14 protein-coding genes are annotated in these 22,459 nt (G+C 37.3%); 8 read left to right on the forward strand and 6 right to left on the reverse strand.

Going from position 1 to position 22,459, the window contains the following annotated elements; genetic code table 11:
• Positions 1 to 793, forward strand: a 793-nt coding sequence (locus DB42_RS06180) for an IS5 family transposase (protein ID WP_044882200.1), incomplete at its 5' end; no start/stop codon positions are given.
• 741 nt (positions 794 to 1,534) lie between these two features.
• Positions 1,535 to 4,279 (forward strand): tetratricopeptide repeat protein, encoded by a 2,745-nt coding sequence (locus DB42_RS06185; protein WP_044882201.1) that lies wholly within the window; start codon positions 1,535 to 1,537, stop codon positions 4,277 to 4,279.
• 567 nt (positions 4,280 to 4,846) lie between these two features.
• On the opposite strand, the gene DB42_RS06190 is transcribed toward DB42_RS06185, so the two are convergent.
• On the reverse strand, positions 4,847 to 5,077 hold the full coding sequence (locus DB42_RS06190) for a hypothetical protein (RefSeq protein ID WP_044882202.1): 231 nt from the start codon (positions 5,075 to 5,077) through the stop codon (positions 4,847 to 4,849).
• Positions 5,078 to 5,668: 591 nt separating this feature from the next.
• Here DB42_RS06190 and DB42_RS06195 point away from each other — a divergent pair.
• Positions 5,669 to 6,523 carry a bifunctional methionine sulfoxide reductase B/A protein gene (locus DB42_RS06195; RefSeq protein WP_044882203.1) on the forward strand — a complete coding sequence of 285 codons (855 nt, stop codon included), beginning with the start codon at positions 5,669 to 5,671 and terminating at the stop codon, positions 6,521 to 6,523.
• Between the two features lie 82 nt (positions 6,524 to 6,605).
• On the opposite strand, the gene DB42_RS06200 is transcribed toward DB42_RS06195, so the two are convergent.
• Entirely contained in the window at positions 6,606 to 8,048 is a 1,443-nt protein-coding gene (locus DB42_RS06200) for an anion permease (protein ID WP_044882204.1), read from the reverse strand.
• A gap of 141 nt (positions 8,049 to 8,189) precedes the next feature.
• Here DB42_RS06200 and DB42_RS06205 point away from each other — a divergent pair, with 141 nt between their 5' ends.
• From DB42_RS06205 to DB42_RS06215, 3 genes are all read left to right on the forward strand, one after another.
• Positions 8,190 to 8,501 carry a hypothetical protein gene (locus DB42_RS06205; protein WP_039384970.1) on the forward strand — a complete coding sequence of 104 codons (312 nt, stop codon included), beginning with the start codon at positions 8,190 to 8,192 and terminating at the stop codon, positions 8,499 to 8,501.
• 452 nt (positions 8,502 to 8,953) lie between these two features.
• Positions 8,954 to 9,928: a tRNA-dihydrouridine synthase gene (locus DB42_RS06210; protein ID WP_044882205.1), complete on the forward strand. Its 975-nt coding sequence runs from the start codon at positions 8,954 to 8,956 to the stop codon at positions 9,926 to 9,928.
• Between the two features lie 257 nt (positions 9,929 to 10,185).
• On the forward strand, positions 10,186 to 13,536 hold the full coding sequence (locus DB42_RS06215) for a tetratricopeptide repeat protein (protein ID WP_044882206.1): 3,351 nt from the start codon (positions 10,186 to 10,188) through the stop codon (positions 13,534 to 13,536).
• Positions 13,537 to 14,277: 741 nt separating this feature from the next.
• Here DB42_RS06215 and DB42_RS06225 read toward each other — a convergent pair.
• The 3 genes from DB42_RS06225 to DB42_RS06235 all read right to left on the reverse strand — a co-directional run bounded on the left by DB42_RS06225 (position 14,278) and on the right by DB42_RS06235 (position 18,590).
• Positions 14,278 to 15,546, reverse strand: a complete 1,269-nt coding sequence (locus tag DB42_RS06225; protein ID WP_044882207.1) for an NAD(P)/FAD-dependent oxidoreductase — start codon at positions 15,544 to 15,546, stop codon at positions 14,278 to 14,280.
• 112 nt (positions 15,547 to 15,658) lie between these two features.
• The gene (locus DB42_RS06230) at positions 15,659 to 16,720 is read right to left on the reverse strand and encodes a cytochrome-c peroxidase (RefSeq protein ID WP_044882208.1); all 1,062 of its coding nucleotides are present in this window, start codon (positions 16,718 to 16,720) and stop codon (positions 15,659 to 15,661) included.
• 790 nt (positions 16,721 to 17,510) lie between these two features.
• Entirely contained in the window at positions 17,511 to 18,590 is a 1,080-nt protein-coding gene (locus tag DB42_RS06235) for a class I fructose-bisphosphate aldolase (protein ID WP_044882209.1), read from the reverse strand.
• Positions 18,591 to 18,819: 229 nt separating this feature from the next.
• On the opposite strand from DB42_RS06235, the gene DB42_RS06240 reads away from it, so the two are divergent.
• Positions 18,820 to 20,535 carry a hypothetical protein gene (locus DB42_RS06240; RefSeq protein ID WP_044882210.1) on the forward strand — a complete coding sequence of 572 codons (1,716 nt, stop codon included), beginning with the start codon at positions 18,820 to 18,822 and terminating at the stop codon, positions 20,533 to 20,535.
• Positions 20,536 to 20,983: 448 nt separating this feature from the next.
• Positions 20,984 to 21,889: a DUF4116 domain-containing protein gene (locus tag DB42_RS06245; RefSeq protein WP_044882211.1), complete on the forward strand. Its 906-nt coding sequence runs from the start codon at positions 20,984 to 20,986 to the stop codon at positions 21,887 to 21,889.
• A gap of 336 nt (positions 21,890 to 22,225) precedes the next feature.
• On the opposite strand, the gene DB42_RS06250 is transcribed toward DB42_RS06245, so the two are convergent.
• Positions 22,226 to 22,459: integrase core domain-containing protein (locus DB42_RS06250; protein WP_155117448.1), on the reverse strand; the 234-nt coding region annotated here is incomplete at its 5' end.

Here is a 22,459-nt window from a genome sequence, read left to right on the forward strand (position 1 = left end):
CTCTGCTGACGCTATCCTATGCGTGTTGATGATTAGAGCGGTTTATTATTTACCCCTCCGTGCTGTGCGAGGGTTTGTGTCATCGCTGATTACTTTACTGGCTTTGGGATTGCCTGTTCCTTGTTATACCCGCATTTGTAGGCGTGCTAAAGAGCTTGGGCAAGAGCTTACAAAGCTAAGCCGTAAGCGTCCGACAGACATAGTCTTTGATTCCACTGGAGTGAAAGTTTATGGCGAAGGAGAGTGGAAAGTACGCCAGCATGGCAAAGCAAAGCGGAGGACTTGGAGAAAGATTCACTTAAGCGTTTGCCCAGACTCGCATGAGATTATTCTGAGTGAATTAACAACTAGCAATAAAGCCGATGATTTAGTGGCGAGCCAAATGATCCCCAAGCTGCCAAAGAGCGTAAAGACCACTTATGGAGATGGTGCTTATGATAGACAAGCTTTCTATCGATCGTCTTATGTTCGGAAGATAGATCCTGTAGTGCCTCCAAGAAGAGGAGGAAGGCTAAGCCAAGAGACGGACAAACCTTGGATGAAAAAAAGGAATGATAACTTAAAAGTCATTCAAGGCTTGGGAGGAGATAATGAGGCTAGGCAGCCTTGGAAAAAGCTTAGTGGCTATCATAGAAGATCGCTTGCCGAAACGGCGATGTACCGTTTTAAAAGAAGCTTTGGAGGAGATTTTCGCTCTAGGAAGCTAGACTATCAGCGAGCAGAATTATATGCTAAATCTTTGGCGATGAACCAGATGACAAAACTTGGAATGCCCAAGGACAATGGGTACTAACTTGATAAGCCTTTAAACAGATCAACTATTAGGTCATTTACGCAACAAGGCCACATTTAGCTGATATTTCATATTATTTTAACTCTTATTATTTAACTTTTTTTCTTGAAAGGAGTTTAACCTGTCTTTTCCTTAAGGGAAAAGCAGTTAAAAGATAAAAAAAACTTCTCCTAGCTAGGTGATATATGGGCAAGAAGGGTAAAGATATAAGCTAGAACTTGCACTAGTTTATTCCTCTTGGTAGATCACTTCATTGAGGAAAAGTACTAAGGGGGGAACAGTAAGCGATCATACGAGACAAATCTACTTAAATTTTGATAATGAATAATATAAATAAAAAAATTATCTTATAGATAATAGAGCTATTTCCAAGCATTTCTGGCTTTAGATGCGGGCAAAATCGCATTTGAAGCTTAGTAGACTTCCTGGATTCTTATGTGAAGATGACTTTTTTGTATGCACACAAGAAAGTTTTACTTTATAGTTTATTCTTTATTTAAACTTCTTCCTTACACTCGGCTTAAGAACAAGGAAAAAATTTTGTGAAGCTCCATTAATTTTGATTAAAAATATTTAAGCTTATGGATATCTTTTTGATAAGCTTTTGACTTATAATGCGGGATTAGCCAATATCCAAAGAGGCTTAGCTTAATCTATAAGCAAATTAAAATTTCAAGTCAGGCTAATCGCTTCCTAAATTGCTTTTAAACATGTTTTTTTACATAAATTAAGGTGAACAATATGTCAATTTCTTCTTCAAAATCAGCTTTTCCTCTAAGCAGAGGACTTTATTCTAAATTAGGAAGTATTCCTTCTTTCCCTACAGGAACTAAAGCTATCTCCTCTCCTCTCTTCTATTCCCGATCCATATCTACTGCCTTTCATAATCTTTATAAAAATCATTCCTCCACCTCCCTCCTTAGGAGGCATAAAATAAATTACGTAACCTTTTCAGCAGCCTCTGAGAATCAAGGTCTGCGATCTTATTGGACTAAAAGAAAATATTTTTGCAACCCAAAGTTCAAGGATAAGTTGCAGCTAAGTGCTGTGAGGGTTTTCAAAGGGCAAAGAAGATTACATACAGAAATAAAAGAAAATGGTGGGAAGGAAGAAAGAATTAAAAGTGTGCGAGAATATATTAGTCAAAAGCAGAAACATTTTAAAAATATGACCTCTTTTGAAAAACAACAGCTATTTATAAGGACTTCCTGCGGTATTTTAGTATTATATGTCTTGCGGCCTCTAATTACCGACTACGTAAAAAGAGCATTAAAAAAAGAAACTGTGCATGTTGGACTTTCGGACGAAATTTTATCTCAGCAGGGAACCTGGATTCAAACAAAAAATTTGGATAAATTAGAAGAGCTTTTTAAAGAACCAGAATCTACTAGACAAAAGGTAGCAATTGTAGGCATGGCTGGGTCAGGTAGAACAACTTTAGCTAAACGATATGCAATACATTACGAAAAGAAAATGAAAGAACAACCTGATAGAATAAGAACTGTCTTCTTTGCTGACATGAGAGACGAAGATACATTTTTGCGTGCGTACAGAAAACTTGCAGAGGATTTAGGAGTTCATGTCCCGCTTGCAGCTCAAGAAGAAGATATTATCAAAAAAGTTAATAATAAGCTTGCAAGAAGGCCTTATTGGCTTTTTGTAGTGGACAATGTTGATGCCAAAAGTTACGAAAAGTTGCAAAAGTTTTTTCCAAATAATAAAAAAGGAGAAATTTTACTTGTTGCAAAGGAAAAGTTAGAGGGGGCCGTATCTTTTGATATACAAGACAATACGCTTAGCATGGAGGAAGCTCTCCAGATTTTTAATCATAATCTTGGTAAAGATCATTGGGCTGTTGAGAAAGCGAATAACTCAAAACGCGAACTAGCGGATGAACTTTTCTACTTACCCTTGGCTATTAAGCAAGCAGCTATCTATTTAAAAGAGGCGCCACAAGATAATAGCTTTGATGCCTTAATAGAATCCTATATCAAAGGACTAAAAGAGAGGGCAGGAATAGACGAGAAATTTTCATTGCGTTCTATCAATCTTAATAATGCTATCATGGTCATAAAAGTCGTACATTCTTTAAGTGTAGAAAAATGCGAGCGAGAGCAAAGCGAGAGCAAAACCCTTCTTTCTATTATACCCTTTTTGAATCCTTACTTTATTGATCGATCGATTTTGCGGCTGTGGTTTTTTGATAAGCATGCGAATAACGCTAGTTTGTTTAACACCATACTGGATCTGTTGGAAAAATACTCTTTAATCGCTGTAGATGGAAAAAAGGGATGGGAAGTTCACCCATCTCTACAAGAGTTGCTAATTGAAAAAGCGGAAAAGCAAGGAATAAATCCTTCAGAAACGTTAAAAGAGATTCTTATTTTTCTAAAAAACAATTTTAAATTAGACATGCGTTTTGCCGATGGATTAAATAAAACAAAAGCCCTTGAAAATCAGCTGGAGACTCTTTTAAAATATGCAGAAAAATATGAGTTGCAAGAGGAGTTAAAGCCTTGTTTCGTTCACCTTTACAATGTTTTAGGTAATTATTATTTACAATCCAATAATTATTTCGAGGCGCGTCAAGCTTTTAAGAAAAGCTTAGAGCTTGTGAAAGTTCAAATAGATCACACAACAGCTGAGCAAATCTGTGATAATTTAAAAGCGCACAAAGAACTTCCAGCTTTATGTGCTCAGGCTCTTCACTACTTAGGAAAAGTCTATTTTCATACACAAGGGCTAGATCAAGCAAAAAATTATTTTCAAAAAGCTATTGATATCCAGGAAGTAATAACAACCCGGCGGGATGTGTATGACAATCCCAATCCTTTTGACTTTATAGTTTTCCAACGCCAAGGCAAAGGTTGGGCTCTCTTAGAGGGCGATAAAGATGATTTGCTACAAGCGGAAAAGTTATATCTCCATCTTTTTATGCAGAATCCTTGCATGCCTGCAGGGCAACGTGATCTTTTCAATGAAAGATATTGTAATGTTCAATTAAGCAGAGTTTATTTGAAATTAGCACAGCATAAAGATTTTAATGAGGAAGAAAAGAAGGAATACTATAATAAAGCGCGTCAGAGACTAGAAATAGGGGGAATTGAAAATGGCAAGCCTTTTCAGGGAGCCATTCAGATGATGCAGGATTATCTTAGGTCGGGAGAAATTTGCCTGATGTTAGGAGAGTTATACTTAGATAAAGACTGTCCTTTTGGAGATCTTGAAAAAGCTCAAGACTATTTTGAAAAGGCTTCGCAACTATCAAAAACCGATCTTATGATTGGTGCAAAGTCCAAATACTACCTAGCCAGGCTTTATTTGGAAAAAGGCTTTTCCCATCAAGCTTTTAAGGCAATCAACGAGTCAATTCAATTATTTAACAAAGTAGGGGGAAAAGGGTTAACTAGGATTCATCCCAAAGGCTTCTACGAAGCAGAGAAAATAAAAGAAGCTTTTAGAAATGATGCTCCATTAATCTTGTAGATCCTAAAGCTCTCATACTTAAGCTATGAAGACATGAGTTTTTATAAGATAGTAGCTTTAGCTATTCCTATCCTTTACTTTATAGCAAGAGCATGAGAGCTAATTAGCCTTTAGGTTCAAATACTAGCTAAAATGTTTATCATATGTAGGAAGAGGTACAAAACGAAGGGCTCTTTACTAAAAGTGTGTCACAAGAAAAAGGGTGCTTGTAAATTTTAAGCTTTAAAAATTACACCCTTTTAGAGGGTGTAGTGAATAGATAGGATAAACAGAGCTTTACCATTATAGTACTTAGCAAAACCCTTTAGTCCCTATAGGTTCAATCTTTAAATTCTTAAGGTAAATGGTAGTTTATTTAAAAAATATTTTTGATGTGCTAAAGCTTTTTTTGACGTTACAATCTGTTTCAATCTTTACTGTGACTGTCATAAAATGGATAGAGCGTCTTATATTAAAAATTGTAAAGCCCCTTAAATAGATAAATAGCCTTTAGAATCCAAAAAATAAACTGGGGGATAAAGAATTAAGAGTTCTTAATAAACTAAATCTAGTATCTCAAAGGGCATCTTAAAGGCCCATAGGACGTGGTAAAGGCTTATCTTCCTCTTCCTCACTATCCTTTTCATTTTTATCTTTTTTACCTTCTCGATTTTTTTTTAAATCTTTTTTGGCTTTTTCTGCTCGCTCGGTAGCATTTATATCAAAAGGCTTGGGAGTAGAGGCAAAAGGATTATTACTAACGATGAGATTACCATCTTCATAAAGATATCTGAAATTATTATCGATAGGAGCGCCCATAATTTTTCCTCCTGATTAATTTTATTATATAATATTAAAATAATTAATATCAATATGAGTGTGAAAAAATTGATAGGTGTAAGATCATCTAGCAGGAAATAGGGCGGGCTTTGGTAAAACACTTGGGTGGTTTATGTCTTGCCACTGGATTGAAAACTTTCATTTATGCTGTTTTTTGCTTTGAATGCCTTTTGTTAATCCAGCTTTTTTAATTATAAGGCTTCCTTTGGCTATTGAAGTGCTTAAAGAAAAATGTAGTAAGCATCTTAAATAAAAACATATGCATGAAAGTGGGCCTAGAAATTTAATAGTAGAAGGATTGTAAACTTAAATGGATGATACCTTGAGGCTTTTTGCTCTTAAATATTATAATGATCTCTTGCATAGATAGGAAAAATGGGAAGGATAACACGAGATGTTTTTTTAAGGGGGACTTAAATAGATAAGCAAATAGTAGTAAGTACTTTCCCCATATTTTTTGATTAATACTAAATAAAATAAGAAAGCTGTATATAATCTCCCCCACAAAAAGCCTAAAAAACTATTTAATTCTGTCTCTGTGCTATTAACATTCTTACATGAAAGGGTTATATGGAAAGATATCATGCTTTAGATCCTTACGAGGAATCTATCATTTTAAAAAAAGGGACGGAAAAATCTGGAACGGGTAAATACTACCACTTTGCTGAGGGAGGTATTTATCTATGCCGTTATTGTGACGCTCCTTTATATATGTCTTCTGATAAATTTCCTTCTCAATGCGGATGGCCTAGTTTTGAGGATGAAATTAAGGGTGCTGTGAAGCGCAAGCTCGATGCAGATGGGGAGCGTATAGAAATTCTTTGTCGACGCTGTGGCGGGCATCTAGGGCATCTTTTTATTGGAGAAAGGCTGACCAGAAAGAATCAGCGCCATTGTGTAAATTCAACATCGCTAACATTTAACCCTGCATTTACTCAAGAGGGCCATGCCAGAGCTGTTTTTGCTGCCGGTTGTTTCTGGGGTGTTGAGCATCTATTTAAAAAAGTTGAAGGGGTAATTAGTACGACCGTAGGTTACATAGGAGGCTCAACAGTGCATCCAACCTATCAAGAGGTCTGTACGGGAATGAGTGGCCACGCAGAAAGCGTGGAAATCATATTTGACCCTGAAATGGTGACTTATGAAACGTTGGCTAAATTATTTTTCGAAATTCATGATCCCTCACAGCACAATCGCCAGGGACCCGATAGGGGTGAACAATATCGTTCGGCAATCTTTTATCTCTCGGAGGCTCAAAAGAAGATAGCCGAAAATTTGGTGATAAAATTGGAAAAGAAGGGGATTAAAGTAGCTACCCGTCTTTTGCCAGCAAGCTTTTTTTATCCTGCCGAAGAGTATCATCAAGATTACTATGATAAAGTGGGCAAAGAGCCTTATTGCCATGTGCGTGTCAAACGTTTTTAACTATGCCTTTTCTTGCAATTAGCAATCACTATGCTTCCCGCCTTAGCATAATAAGGAGGAAGCAAGGTGAATGTGAGTGTGCCTACCACAGATGAAGAATTTTCCACCACAAAGACCCTATGCCTATCCAGATAGTTAAAAAGATAAAACTCATTATAAATCCCATTTGCCACCAAGTTTTAAGATTTACATATTCAGATCCAAATAAAATAGGTGCTGATCCGGTTCCATAATGGGTAAGGCAGGCGAACAAGCTGCTCGAGAAGGCAAGTGAAAGAGCTATAAGATAAGGGGGAATGTGTAGATGAAGGCCGACAGTTAGAAAAGCCGCATACATAGAGCTAACGTGAGCGGTATTGCTAGCAAAAAGATAATGACTATAAAAATAGGAAAGCACCAACATGGGCCATGCCAAGTACCAGGAAGTATTTGCCATCATAGCACGTAGGTGGCTACTCATCCAACCAATTAATCCAAAGTTATTTAAATAGGTGGCTATCATCACTAGTGTAGAAAACCAAATCAGCGTATCCCAAGCCTCATGTTCTCTCTTAATATCTTCCCAAGTAAGTACGCCTGTTAAAAGTAAAATGCATACTCCTAAGAAGGCCACTGTCGTACTATCTATGCTAAGATAGGATTCTCCACAAATCCATAAAACAATTAATAAGAAAAATACCACTAAAGTGATCCATTCATATTTTGACATAGGCCCCATTTGTTGAAGATTTTTGATAGCTAAATCTTTAGCTTCAGGAGTTTCTTTAATTTCTGGGGGATATAATTTATGCACAAGATAGGGAACGCTGATTAAACTTAATACTCCAGGAAGGCTGGCGGCTAAGGCCCATTGGCCCCAGGTAATAGGGATTTGATGGTTAAGCAGTACTGCTACGATGAGGGGATTTGCTGCCATGGCTGTAATAAACATGGTGCTAGTGATTAAATTGCAATAGTAGGCCGTAAGGGTAAGATAGCTTCCTATGAGACGTTGAGAATGGCGCTCAGGCGAGCTTCCAAAGCTAACAGCTAACGCTCTGACGATAGGAAAAATAATGCCTCCAGCCCGTGCCGTATTACTAGGAATAGCAGGAGCTAAGATAAGTTCGGTAAAAGCTACCCCATATCCTAACCCTAAAGTTTTTTTTCCTAAAAAAGCCACCAATAGATAGGCTAAACGCATTCCCAGTTTTGTTTTAATAAAACTTTTGGAGATAAGGAAGGCAGCAACAACAAGCCAAATGATAGGATGGGAAAAACCGCTTAAAGCTTCCTTCAACGTAAGAGTCTGAGTGACAATAAGAGTAGTCAGAGCTAAAAAAGAAATGGCTCCCATAGGCAGTGCTTTTCCTATTAATCCCACAATCAGAGCAGAAAAAATGGCTAACAGCTGCCACGCCTTGGGCTCAACACCCACCGGCGAGGGAGCGAACCCTATGCATGCACCCACTGTGCAAGCAATAAAAAGGGGTAGGAAATTGGCACCTTTAAAAACTACTTTGTTAGAGTGCTGAGGATGCGACATGATGTGTCTCCAAAAATATTTGTAAGGAACCTATATTACTAGGAGAAGGAATTTCTTTTAAGATGAAAATCTTGCTTGCGTAGATGAAGCCGATACTGCCATAATGTTATTCTACCCCTTAACCCAAAAGGATTAAAAATTATGATTACAGATATAGAATCTTTAAATTTGTTGGATTTAGACCAATTTTCAGCTGATTTAGAAGAACTCAAGCAGGAGATAATCACTGAAGAAGCTGAAGGAGATGAGGATGATGTTATCCTAGAAGTCATTAAAGTGATTCAGGAAGAAATCGTTAAACGTAAGAGTAATCCAGAGAAAAAAGATCTTGCTAGCAATGTAAAATTTTTGGCTTATATCAATTTATTTAATTCTTTATTCGGAGAAGTAGACTTTGAGGAATTAGATGAGGATGAACTAGAAGATATTGAAGAGGATGAAGAAGAAAAATAATTGATGAATAGAAGAGCGGCATTATACCGCTCTTCAGAAATCAAAGCCTCTTTTTATTCTTAAAATTTTTTTATTAGGTCTTTAAGCCTAGGTTTAATTAAGTAGAAATATTCATAAAATTTACTTGTTAGTAGGAATAAATCTTACCTGCTTTTCATAGCTAGGCGTCTTTCTTGTAAATTCTCTAGAAATTTTACTACCAAACGTGCACTTTTAATCCCTACTTTTAATTATAGGTAGCAGGTTTATTTGCCTGAGATTACACTGATCTTTTTTATTGCCTTTGGCCTTGTTCCTTGAAAATAGGTTACAGTCACTCGTTTGCTGCCTAGAAAAATTATTAAATATAAGAAAAATTCTTACTAGCTATAGATAAATAAGCCTAACGCTTAAGCTTTAATATCTAAAAAATATAGACTTGGCAATTAAGTAAGCTAAAGGCATCAACCATCATGCATTTACTCTCAAAAGACGCTTTTGGGTGTCCCTATCTTTTTCTTGCTCCCATGGAAGGAGTAGGAGACCGCTGCTTTCGTAAAGCAATGGCGACCATAGGGGGATTCGATGAGGGTGTTACCGAATTTATTCGGGTGCCGAGCAATGCTCATGCGCCCAGCTTAGCTAGAGTTTATGACCCTCATGAAATTTCTCCTATTCCTTTAGCAGCTCAATTGATGGGATCGGAACCTAACTTAATGGCAGAAATGGCTTTAGAGATAGCTCGCAGGGGAGCACCTCGCATAGATTTAAACTGTGGGTGCCCTTCTAATAAAGTGACAGGTAGAGGTGCAGGTTCAAGTCTATTAAAAGAACCCCGGCATCTTTATGAAGTTGCAAGGGCTTTAGTAAAAGCTGTAAGCATTCCTGTGACAGTTAAAATGCGTTCAGGATATGAAGACACTTCTCTTTTTAAAGAAAATTTACTTGCCGCACAAGAAAGTGGGGTATGTTTTATTACTTTACATCCTCGCACTAAAGTAGAGGGATATGGACCTCCTGCACGCTGGGATTTGATCGCTGAAGCTAAGTCTATTTTGAAAATCCCTGTGGTGGGCAATGGAGATATTTTATGTGTTGAAGATGCTGTGCGTATGTTGAGAACAACACAATGTGACGCCCTCATGGTGGGGCGGGGAAGCGTAATTAACCCCTTTATCTTTCATCAAATACGGGCTTATTTTTCAGGAAAGGCTTTTATACCCACATGGGATTCTTTAGATACTTATCTCAGAACTTACTTGTCGGAAATACCTTTAACAAGTCCCGTTCGCAATAAAATTAATAAGATGAAGCAATTACTAAGTTTTCTATACAAAGCCAACCAGCAGTTATTAAGTCATCGCCAACAAATGTTAACTTCGCAATTTAACCATTTAGATGCTTTTATGGAGGATGCTATGCATCATCTTAAAAAGCTTTATATATAAATTTTTTTAGTATTCTCTAGAAAAATTCACTGAAAATTCTTATTTTCTCGTTAGTCCTAAGCTCTAGCTAATTCAATGAAAGGCATAATGTTTCATAAATTCTAAAGATTTATAGAATACAAGGAGTAGATTTCTTTCTTTTAATGAATTGTTAGCACATTAAACCTCCCAGGGGCTGGAACTTTTTTGTATTCCTATTTGTAAGTATCGTGTTATACCAGGATGCACCTTCAAAATTAGCTAAAAAGGATGAATTTATGAGTTCAGAAATTTCTCTTGGGTACCCTTATATTTTTCCTACATTTGAACAGATAGAAGATAAAGCACTTAATCATACAGGAACACGTGCAGTATGTGAAGAAATTGCTTCAAGGATATTCAAAGAATTAGAACTACTAGATTTGTGCCAAGCCAAGCTAGTATGCAAAGAATGGAAACAGCTAATTGAAAACAACGTTTTAGCAGAAGACGTTTATAGCCGGGCTTTAAAACATATTATTCAAAAGAACCATCCTATTCACGAAGCTGCGGATAAAAAAAAGCTAGTGCAGGAAGATTGTTGTATAGAAAAACTAGGCGATATTTATTTAGGGAAAGGTACAGCTGAGACATTTCTTCAGGCTGCAGGTCTTTACAATTACGCTTTACAACTCTTTTCAGAAGATAGGGATAGGCAAGAAGTTCTTAAAGAAAAATTGTCAGCAGTACATCAATCACTTATCCACTTGTGCCAGAGTAAAACTTTGGATTCTTACTCGATGAGTAAACAATTCATAGCTAATCGTCAAGCATTAAAAGAATTTAGAGAGCAAATAGAGAAAAAAATTCAAGTTCTTGGCTCGAATCCCTCATCTGAGGAAGTAAGAAATCTTTACAAGGAAATTGCCCAGGGAATGAAACATTTCTTTAAAACCCTTGTCGAGCAGAGTATTGATACTTTAGGACCTGCTCCTTGTGAATATGCCATGATAGGCTTTGGCTCCTTGGCTAGAGAAGAAATGACCCCTTATTCCGACCTTGAATTTGGCATTCTTATGCAAACAGATAATTCAGAAAATAGAGACTATTTTAAGCGTCTCACCACTCTGATTCACTTGAAAGTCATCAATTTAGGAGAAACCATTCTTCCTGCTTTAAACATTCCCTGCCTGAAAGCTATAGATTTTTTTGATGACATTACGCCACGAGGCTTTGCTTTCGATGGGGCTGGAGTAGAAGGTAAAGGCTGTAAAATCCCTTTGGGTAATGGTAAGACGTTTGAGCTTATCCAAACCCCTGGAAAAATGGCTCAATACATTGCTAAAGATGAAGAAGGGCAATGGTGGCATAATAAAGAACCTCATCTTCCGATGGAGCTTTTAACCTTTACTCATCTAATAGGTAATCCGGTATTAACTCGGCAATATGGTGAAGAACTTCAAGAGAAGCTGGATATTACTTATCGAGAAGGATTTAACCTTCGCCAGCATTTAGCTAAGAAGCACCTTGTCAAAGCTGATATGGAAGCTTTTGATCCACGAATGGATGATTTAGGGAGGCAAGGAATGCTTTTTAAAGTCAAAAATGATTTTTACCGCTTTCCTCATTTGGCTTTGGACCGGTTAGCCCTTCTCAAAGAAGTAGAGGCTTCTAATACTTTTACTAGAATTGAGCAGCTAAATAGATTAGGAATTATAGCGGCAGGCGCCGCTGATAAATTAAATGATTGGATGAGTATAGCGCTATTTATGCGCCTTAAGACTTATTCTCATCATCAGGCGCAAAAGGAGATGATGAATCCGCTGATCAAACCCTTTGGCTTTGATGATCCAAACCTTACTAAAAAGCAGTTTGCTTTAGATCCAGAAGCGATGGAAAAGATAAAAAAAATTTATCGTATCTTTATTCCCTTTTATCAAGTTATGCAAGAATTTTTAGCAGGCCATGAAGACAAGCTTAAATCTTCACACTTAGATGACAACTCGTTACAAATTCAAGGTAATATAGCCCTAAGGCTTTTTCAATACCCAGAGGCTGAAAACTTTTTTATATTAGCAAGAAAATTAAATCCAAAAGATCCTTATGCTCTAGTTATGCTTGGAACCATCTATAGTGCTCAAGGCAATCTAAACAAAGCCGCTAAGTGTGTTAAAGAAGCTTTGGCCATTAGCCTTAAGCTTTTTGATGAAAATCATCCTGCTATGGCAGCAATTTACAACAACTTGGGAACGATCTACCACATGCGAGGGAAATTAGAAAAGGCAATTGAGTATATTAATAAGGCACTTACCATTGAAATTAGATTACTTGGTAAAGACCATCCTCGGGTGACGGTGGGTTACAATAACCTTGGAATGATCTACAAAGAGCAAGGTAATTTAAAAAAAGCAGATGAGCTTGTCAATAAGGCACTTACCATTGAACTTGGTAGACCTGGTGAAAATCTTCACAAAGTAGCACGTTGTTACAACAATCTTGGCCTGATTTACCAAGAACAAGGTAATTTAAAAAAAGCAGCTGAACTTGTCAATCAGGCACTTAACATTGATCTTAAGCTGTTTAGTGAACATCATTCACGAGTTGCAAAAGATTATAACAATCTTGGCCTGATTTACCAGGAGCAAGGAAATTTAGAGAAGGCAGCTGATTGCGTCAATCAGGCATTGGCCATTGGCCGTAAGCTTTTTGGAGAAAATCATCCTCAGGTGGCAAGTTGTTACAATAACCTCGGAACGATCTACCAAGAGCAAGGGAAATTAGCAAAGGCGATTGAGTGCATCGATCAAGCGCTTACCATTAACCTTGAGCTGTTCGGTAAAAATCACCCTGATGTAGCAAGTGGGTACAACAACCTTGGGACAATCTACATAGAACAAGGTAATTTAGGAAAAGCAGCTGAATCTGTCAATCAATCCCTCCTCATTTTACTTGCGCTGTTTGGTGAAATTCATTCTAAAGTAGCAAGCTGTTATAACATACGTGGCATGATCTACCAACATCAAGGATGTCTAACAAAGGCAGCCAAGTATGTTAATAAAGCTCTTATCATTGGCCTATATTTATTTGGTGAGAATCATCCAGAGGTAGCAAGCTATTACAGCAACTTAGGACAAATCAATCAAGATCAAGGTAATTTAGAAATAGCAGCGGAGCTTGCCAGTAAAGCTCTTAACATTAAACTTATGCTTTTTGGGAAAAATCATTCTCAGGTAGCAATAGGTTACAACAATTTGGGGACAATCTACCAAGAACTAGGGCATTTAGCAAGGGCAACTGAGTATGCGGAGAAAGCGCTTGATATTAATTATAGGTTGTTTGACGAAAATCATTCTCGTGTGGCCACAAATTATATCAACCTTGGGATGATTTACAAAGAGCAAGGAAATTTAGAAAAAGCGGCTGAATACACCAATAAAGCTCTTATCATTGACCTTAATTTATTTGGGGAAAATCATCCTCAGGTAGCAATGGATTACAATAATTTGGGGACAATCTATCATGCTCAAAATAACTTAGGAAAAGCATATGAATATATTAGTAAGGCTCTTGAAATCGCCTACCCTCTTTATGGAAAAAATCATAAAATGGTAATAGATTTCTATAAAAATTTACAGGCTCTTATGCTGTAACCTTATTTTACTAAAATATAGGGCTAACAGATGTTCGATGGCAAATTTTAGAATCTTTACGGAATATGAGACTATTTTAATTAATGCTACAGAAACGCTCCTTGAGCGCCCTAATAAAAATAAAAGTGCTATTATTCAGGGAAACAGAAAACACACACCCTACAGAACCAACTTGCAGCCGATAAGAAAAGTAATTTGTACCTTGTATTGTAATGGCAAAAAGCATGATTTTAGGTTATTCACAGAATACCAAGTTAAAACCCATCCAACAATAAAAGTGTTAACAAATTCAGTTATCAAGGATTAAGAAAGCTGTATGCTCAAACGTAGATGCCTAAGGAAAAAAGTAAGAAAAATTCTTTAACTAAAGACGATAAAAGAATAAATGGAAAAGCTGCCTACCGTTAACATTTAAATGCAGTACAAGAAAATGTAACTTTTGAGTCATCAAGAAAAGTTGCCTAACTGTCAAGAATAAAAAAGTAGATCAATGAGTTACAAGAAGCTAGGCGCTTAGTGATATATGCACATATCTCTATCAAGCAATGCTGGAGCTATTGGTTAAAATGGTCTAATTGGCCTCGTAAGCATCAAGCGAGTGCTTATTACTACCGTTATCAAGGGCAAAAAAAGCTATGTTACATTTACCACTGTAGTACTAATTTGCGGAATGTGAGATAAATGCGTGCCCATTGGCTAGGATAGTACCGCCTGGAAAGCTAAAAAAATTAGAAGTTTTTATCAACGGATCGGTTCATCTTTATCAGTTAGGGGACGAGTAATAAGCCGTATGCACCGCTGATTACGGCAATATAAATAAAACCAGCTGAGCATGACCACTACTCGATTGGCGAAGCTGATAAGGAAATGGATATGGATAAAGCACCATGCTAGCCAGGCAATAAAGCCCGAGATTTTTAATTTTCCTACTACAGCTACGGCTTTTGCTTTTCCAATGGTTGCCATCATTCCTTTGTCAAAGTATTTGAAAGGTTTTCTTTGTTTACCGCAAATATTCTTTCTTATTAGCCTAGCCACGTAATGGCTTTGTTGAATGGCCACAGGAGCTATACCCGGCAAAGGAAGACCTGCCGCATCTAAGAGAAGAGCAGCATCGCCAATTACAAATATCTCTGGATAACCAGGGATGGATAAATCATTGTTGACATGTATTCGTCCAGAATGATCTTGCATGGCTTCTAATGTATCTAATAAAGGAGAAGTTTGGTTACCAGCCGCCCAAATGACATTACGGCTGTCAATAAACTTATCTCCTATTCTTACTCCTTCGGAAGATATTTCTGTTACCCTGGTTTTTAAAATTATTTCCACTCCCAGCTTTCTTAAATCTTTAGCTGCTTTTTCGGCTAAATCTTTAGGGAAGCTAGAGAGTATTTGCTCAGAGCCTTCAATCAAATAAACACGTGCGTGCTCAGGGTTAATATGACGAAAATTATGGATTAAAGAGGTATGAGCAATTTCAGCAATGGCGCCTGCCATTTCTACCCCTGTAGGACCTGCACCCACAATTACGAATTGTAAAAATTTTAAAGTTTCCTCAGGTTTGGTGCATCGTTCGGCTCTTTCAAAGCTTAAAAGAATGCGTTCTCTAATTCTTATGGCGTCTTGCAACGTTTTTAAGCCAGGGGCAAATGCTTCCCATTCTGCATGTCCAAAATAGGTATGCTGAGAGCCTGGAGCAAGGATTAAATAATCATAATTGTAAGTTTCCCCATTCTCTGCTATTACTACCTTTTTTTCTTTATCTACGGCGGTAATGTTGGCTAAAAGAACTGTTACGTTCTCTTGTTTAGAGAAGATGGTACGAATAGGTGAAGCAATATTAGCTGGCGATAGTGCAGCGCTGGCCACTTGATATAAAAGTGGTTGGAAAAGGTGATGATTAGTTTTATCAAGTAGTAAGATGTCTACTGCTGCTTTTTTTAAAGCTTTAGCAGCATTAAGGCCACCAAATCCTCCTCCCACAATTACAACTTTTGGCTTGCTCATGTTTATAACCTTTTTAATCATTTTTTATTATTAGAGGGACGAATAAATCAACTAAATTCCTCTAATATTTTTATCCTACTGAGCCTCTTAAAGTAGACCCATAGAAACACTACTATTCAGGAAAAGTCGAAGGCGATTGAATGTGCTGCCAACCTTCACCATCGAGGGCTTTTAAGAAACTAAGAAGAGCTTTTTTTTCTTCTTCTTTAAGATGCAAGGGCTTCATCAAAGGATGCAGGTTAGGATTAGGCGTGCCTCCTTTATCATAATACTCAATCACTTCCTCTAGAGTCTTAAGGCTTCCATCGTGCATATAAGGATGATTGCTAACTATTTCTCGGAGGATAGGTACTTTGAAAGCTCCCCAATCTTTATCTCTTTTTGTTATTTCATAGCGTCCTAAGTCTGGCTTAGAAGAAGCCATCCCTATCCCAATGTTAGCAAAATCTCCACTGCTAAAATTAACTCCATGATGACAATCAATACATCCTTTTGATAAAAACACTTGATAACCATTCACTTGCTCAGCGTTCATGGCTGAGTTGTCACCTTTAATGTAACGATCATAAGGAGAATTCCCAGATAAGAGGGTGCGTTCAAATGTAGAGAGGGCTTTGGCAATATCATCTATTGTACATTCTTCATTGTTAAATACTTCTTTAAAGAGAAGGCGATAGCCTGCAATGTTTTTTACACGTTCTTGGCATTGCCAATGGGCCTCATGAGGGTTATCTGCTAGAGTCATTTCTTTAGGATTGGCAATAGGCCCTTTACTTTGTTCTTCAAGAGTTTTAGCTCTACCGTCCCAAAATAGTAAAGGTTGATAGGCTGAATTGATAATAGTCATCGAGTGGCGGCTACCGTACCGTCCTTTAATTCCTATTGATACAGGTCTGCGGTCTGAAAAACCTTCAGAGGGAGCATGACAGCTTGCACAAGAAACAGTTCCATCTGATGAGAGCCTAGTATCAAAATATAAAAGCCGTCCTAACTCTGCTTTTTTTGCATGATAAGGGTTATCTTTAGGCCAAGGAATTTCAGGTAATCCATAAGGAAGGATAAGTTTTTGAGGCTCGGCCAGGAAATTCATTTTTGATGCATCGCTGACATTCACTTCACTCCATGCTACACCCATCAAAAAAAAAGCTATCCATGCTATCTGCCCAAGCTTCATATCTTCTCCCTTCTATCTATAAGACTGCATTTTGCATTTTACAGCTCAATTGTGCAAGATTAAATATTTAAGCTATTTATTTATAAAAGCTTAGTAATTATAAAAGTAAATAAAATAAATTGAAAAAATGCCTGAATAGGCTTTAAATTTTATATTTTAACTCTAAATTCTTTGACTCTTTGAAGGTAATCTACTAATAATTTTTATTAGGCTATAGCTCTTCTTGCTAATGAACTTAAAGCATCGAGTGTCCATAAAGCTCGATAAAAATCTAACTCTTAAGCTATCTAGAAAAATGCGGTCTTTTAAGCTTTTGGCTAGCTTTTTGCGCATCATCGATTTAAAAAAACTAGATTTCAAAGTAAAGAGGAGGTGAGTAAGGAGATCAAAAGGGTGAGCATAAATTTTTTAACGCATTAGACTATATAATAGAGGCTTTTTTGGCCCTTTAAAAGCTCTTTATTGATCATGCAGATTTACTTAAAGAGCAGATAGAAAAGCTGAAATTGATGATCAAATTTAGGCAATACTAATCTACTTGCCTATCAGAATATGTGGGAGAAGTCCATGCATAAAAAACAATAGACTCTCCATTAATAAGCAGTGTTCATTGAAAGCCCAATCGCTGAAAAATTTTTCGCAGTGCAAATTCGGCTTTATTAGATCCTTTCCTAATCCTTTTTAGTGCCTATCTCCTTAAAATTTATGAGGGTGCAAACTGTTGAATATCTTTTTATCTTTTAACCTTTTCGATAACTTAAATTTTTCATGATCTCTTTTAAACTCTTTGCTAGGCAATAGTGATAGCTTTGTTTAGATATACATCTTGTATGGCATGGAAAATCTTTACGCCTTCTTCAAGAGGGCATTGAAAAGTTTTACGTCCACTGATTAGGCCCATCCCTCCAGCTCTTTTGTTAATCACAGCTGTACGAACTGCTTCTTCCAAGTTTTTTTGCCCTAAAGAAGCTCCTCCTGAATTGATAAGCCCCACACGGCCACTATAGCCATTTAATACTTGATAACGGCAAAGATCGATAGGGTGATCAGTACAAAGGTCTGTGTACATAGCTTCAGCATATTTGCCGTAACTGCCTTTCTTATCTTTATTTAAAGCTTTATAGCCCCCATTATTAAGAGGTAATTTTTGTTTTACAATGTCTGCTCCAATGGTTGCTCCCAGATGATTGGCCTGGCCTGTGAGGTCAGCACTCTCATGGTAATCTATGCCATCGACTTTAAAAGCTGGGTTACGTAAATAACACCAAAGAATGGTAGCCATGCCTAATTCATGCGCCTGTGAAAAAGCCTCACTAATTTCCTTAATCTGACGATTACTTTCTGTTGCACCAAAATAAATGGTGGCACCTACGGCCATTGCTCCCATATTCCACGCTTGCTTAACATTTCCGAAAAGAATTTGGTCATAACGGTTAGGATAGCTAAGAAGCTCATTATGATTAATTTTTGCTATAAAGGGAAGGCGATGGGCATATTTTCGTGCGACAAGTCCTAATGTTTCTAAGGTTGAAGCTACTGCATTACAGCCACTTTCTAAAGCTAATTTCATAATATTTTGTGGATCAAAATAGATAGGGTTAGGAGCAAAAGTAGCACCTGCTGAATGTTCGATACCCTGATCAACAGGAAGGATGGAAAGATATCCTGTTCCTCCCAAGCGCCCATGATTAAAGAGCGCTTGAAGGCTGGCAAGTACACGTACGGGACGATCGCTAACCCCATGAATTTTACTTAACCACTCTGGCCCGGGCAAATGAAGCGCCTCTTTGGAAACTTTTTTACATTGGTAGTGGAGTAAAGAATCAGATTCAGCTCCAAGAAATCTTTCAATATCAGCTATTTCAAGCACAGCAAACCTCGCAAGTATTAGTTATAAAATTCATCCTAAATAATCAGACAAAAATATGCCAGTAAACTTCCTTCAAATAATAAAAAAATGAGATCGGAAGCTTTTTACCAGGCTTTTTTAGTTAAGCTTCTTCCTGGTTAATAGAATTATTAAGGGATGGCATGATTATTGCATAGTTATTAAAAAATTTTATTTACAAGATGATTAAGTTAGCATTTAGGAGGAGAATATGAATATCTTCAACAAAGAAAGAGCCCCTACCCATGATAATTGGCAGACCAATCGTCTTTATAATCAACAAGAGGTTCAGAAAAGCTCCTCTTCTAACCCTCAAGCAATTCCCGGCCCTTCTCTTGCCCATCCTCAAGTGATAGTAAAAACTAGCCAGCTGCAAAAAAATACAGAAGTACCACCCAAAGCTACGGATCAAAGAAGCTCTATTAACACTGCAATATTCCGAACAGCCTTTTCAAAGCAAGCAACTAATCATGAAAGTCTTAGGGAAGTTCTTAATCGAACTAATCTTTCTATCCGTACTGAAGATAAAGACAAGCATCCAAAAATTTTAGCTGATTTAAAGACAGCGGTTGATGAGCATCGTCAAGAAATCAAAAAAGGAGGAATTCTAAGACAGATTCAACACCTTTTTAGTAAAACTTTTGGATTTTCTGTAACCGTAAAAGCTGAACAGGCGTATGAAAATTTTTTTAATAGCCTAAGTGCAAAAGATCAAGAATACACCCAAGATATTTATTTTAAAAAAATAGGAACAAATGATGATAACGGCTCGCAAGGGCTAAAAGTATCCGCAGGTAAGTCACGGGTGATCTATCATGAGAGTACAGTTCCTGCTAATGAATATAAGATTAAAGGCTCCCCAACTGAACAAATTTTTAGAAACATGGACAGAGGCGCAGCAGGGCAGGTGAATGGAAAAAATTATGGAATAGTTTGTGATGGCTCATCCTCAGGGGAATATGTAATGAAAGCAGCTCAAGCCTTCACAAAAAGCATGGAAACATTCATAAGAAAGGGCAGCCTTAATAAAAACCTTGAGCCAACTGTATTAGAAGAGCTAACAAAAGAAGTTTTTGTAAACGCCTCAAAATCTGTCAAGGTAGATGATAACACTTATGCAAAGGCAGCTACAGCTGTATTTGCAACTTTTGCGGATATTGCTGATCGTAGTGATGTTTATCTAGTCAATGGAGGGGCTATTGGGGACACAATAGCCGTTAGTGTTAATCGTGCTCAAGGCATCGCAAAGCAGCTTAATACTATCAACAAACAGAATCCTATGGACCATGCAGATTCGGGAGGGGCCCTTCAAGTAGGGGAAATGCAAAAAAGTGATTTGGAGAAAATTTCAACTTTTTCGGCAGAAGTAAATCGCGATGATATCGTTATCTTAGCTAGTGACGGCCTTGCGGATAATATTTATGCAGGAAATCTAGAAGGACTTTCTTCTGAAGAGGGGGCAGCAGAGGTAAAAAAACAACTAGAATTGATTCTCCCTCTCATTATCTTTAGTTCGAAATTTGATTTATCCTTAGAAGAGCTAAAAAGAGAGGGGCAGCCCTGGTTAGATAAAGATCCTCCTACTTTGCCAACAGCAGAGGATTTGAAAAGATTTACAAAAGATGAGGTGATAGACACTTCTGTCGATAACGAAAAAATTGCCCAGCGTCTAAATAATTATATTAAATTTATTACCGATCCTCAGCATCAAGTTGTTACACAAGCGAGAGATTTACAGCATCAGACAATAGAAATTCACCATAAGTTAAGCAGTCCTGCAGAGAAAGAAAACGCTAATGATTTGAAAGCCCAGCTAAAAGAAATAGAGGAAAAATTGGAAGTTGTAAAGCAGCAAATTAAGGATCCTAAAAACGTAGCAAAAACAGACGATAGTCTGCTGATCATACTATCTCCTACAGGGGAATAGGAATAAAATATCCTTAGAAGAGAAAGGTAGGTGGTAAAGTTTGCGGTTCTGAGGAGGTTTGTGTGGCGAAAATTTATTATAAGAATAAGAATCTATTATACATAATAAGAACTTTTAATTCGCAGCGAGGAAGGGCAGATGCTAGACGAAGTGCCGCTTATGCACCCAATTATTTGAGAGGATTACTAGGCAAGGTGTTTATCAAATATTCTCATCAAAACATCCTGCCCCGAAGAAAAGAATCATTATCCTAGCTAAAAAAACTATTAATTAGTATAATTTATTTTAATATCTTACCTAATACATTTAATTAATCAACCAATTAAAGTTTAGTTTTTAAACAAGCTTATTTATTTGATAGGTTGATAGGTCAATCAATTAGGGAAACATGTTCTAGTTTTTTTGAAAAAATCATACTCTTTATAAAAGAATACACACCGAGAATACCATGGTAATAAATTTTCTATCTAAAGCATGCCTATTTATTGATCATAAGGCTGATTACATACCTATCGCCAGTACGGTGGTTAATTTAGTCAACATCTTTCAAAAAGTAATTGTCTTACCTTTAAAGGAAAAAGAAAATCTTTCTAGAAACCCTTATTATACTCACCTCAACCAAAAAACTTTTAAGCGTTGCGCGATTTTGTTGATTCCGGTGTTGGGAAATATACTCGTTGGAATTTGGAATTTTGCTCCTAGTAAAGAGGATGATAAAGATGCTCTGTGCGCTGCCATTCGGTCTGTTCAGCATAATGGTATGGCCCTTAAATATGCTAGTCCAGAGCTTCGAAACGTTAAGCAAGTTGTTCTTGCGGCTGTTCAGCAAAACGGTAAGGCCCTTAAATATGCTAGTCCAAAGCTTCGAAACGTTAAGCAAGTTGTTCTTGCGGCTGTTCAGCAAGACGGTAAGGCCCTTAAATATGCTAGTCCAAAGCTTCGAAACGTTAAGCAAGTCGTTCTTGCCGCTGTTCAGAAATGTAGCTGGGCGCTTGAATATGCTGGCGAAGATCTTCGAAATGATAGAAAATTCTTCCTTGCGGTTGTTCAGCAACACGGTAATGCGCTTAGGCACGCTAGCGAAAAGCTGAGGAACGACAAGGAACTCGTCCTTGCGGCTGTTCAGGAATGGGGCTGGGCGCTTAGGCATGCTAGCGAAAAGCTGAGGAACGACAAGGAAATCGTCCTTGCGGCTGTCCAGCAAGACGGTTCAGCGCTTGAATATGCTAGCGAAGAGCTTCGAAATGATAGGGAAGTTGTTATTACGGCTGTTAAGCAATACGGTCTAGCGCTTAAGTACGCTAGCGAAAAACTGAGGAACGACCCGGAAGTCCTTCGTTGTCTAGCAGGATAGCCGGGCACTTAGGCATTCTAGCCAACAGCTTCAAAAGGATTTAAAACCTAGGGATTAGGTAAAAGCAAATAAATTTATGGTAATATTCTTTAAAAGCTTAGTTCTCTCTAAGATAAGATCTAGAAAGTCTGGATGAAAAAAAATTGATTGTGGTGGCTTCGGTTGTTTAGACAGTTTTTTGCAAAATTAAGTAAGAAACTTTACCTTTTTAAGGTTTGTTCGATACAACATTAATCATCTTCTTCCCCAATTTAATTCAAATTTTACGTAGCTTGGAGTTTCAATGACCATGTTGGTTTTGCTCCTATTATTTTATCTTACTTTTTTCATTTTCACCTAATAAATTATTATACCATATGCCTCCGCTGGGGTCTTGTATTCTAAAGACTGATGTGGACGGTTTTTATTATAAAACTCAAAATATCTGGTAAGTCCTTGATAAACCTCAAGTCCGTTTTGATAATCTTTCAGATATACATCTTCATACTTGACTGACCTCCATAAACGCTCTACAAATATATTATCTGTTGCTCTTCCTTTTCCATCCATGCTAAAAGCAATATTTTTTTC

It is taken from the genome of Neochlamydia sp. EPS4, assembly GCF_000813665.1.
Lineage (GTDB): Bacteria > Chlamydiota > Chlamydiia > Chlamydiales > Parachlamydiaceae > Neochlamydia.

What these genes read in the sequence shown, in the direction of transcription:
- DB42_RS06185 (WP_044882201.1), top strand. Translation starts at nt 1,535, where the DNA reads ATGTCAATTTCTTCTTCAAAATCAGCTTTTCCTCTAAGCAGAGGACTT.
- DB42_RS06190 (WP_044882202.1), bottom strand. Translation starts at nt 5,077, where the DNA reads ATGGGCGCTCCTATCGATAATAATTTCAGATATCTTTATGAAGATGGT.
- DB42_RS06195 (WP_044882203.1), top strand. Translation starts at nt 5,669, where the DNA reads ATGGAAAGATATCATGCTTTAGATCCTTACGAGGAATCTATCATTTTA.
- DB42_RS06200 (WP_044882204.1), bottom strand. Translation starts at nt 8,048, where the DNA reads ATGTCGCATCCTCAGCACTCTAACAAAGTAGTTTTTAAAGGTGCCAAT.
- DB42_RS06205 (WP_039384970.1), top strand. Translation starts at nt 8,190, where the DNA reads ATGATTACAGATATAGAATCTTTAAATTTGTTGGATTTAGACCAATTT.
- DB42_RS06210 (WP_044882205.1), top strand. Translation starts at nt 8,954, where the DNA reads ATGCATTTACTCTCAAAAGACGCTTTTGGGTGTCCCTATCTTTTTCTT.
- DB42_RS06215 (WP_044882206.1), top strand. Translation starts at nt 10,186, where the DNA reads ATGAGTTCAGAAATTTCTCTTGGGTACCCTTATATTTTTCCTACATTT.
- DB42_RS06225 (WP_044882207.1), bottom strand. Translation starts at nt 15,546, where the DNA reads ATGAGCAAGCCAAAAGTTGTAATTGTGGGAGGAGGATTTGGTGGCCTT.
- DB42_RS06230 (WP_044882208.1), bottom strand. Translation starts at nt 16,720, where the DNA reads ATGAAGCTTGGGCAGATAGCATGGATAGCTTTTTTTTTGATGGGTGTA.
- DB42_RS06240 (WP_044882210.1), top strand. Translation starts at nt 18,820, where the DNA reads ATGAATATCTTCAACAAAGAAAGAGCCCCTACCCATGATAATTGGCAG.
- DB42_RS06245 (WP_044882211.1), top strand. Translation starts at nt 20,984, where the DNA reads ATGGTAATAAATTTTCTATCTAAAGCATGCCTATTTATTGATCATAAG.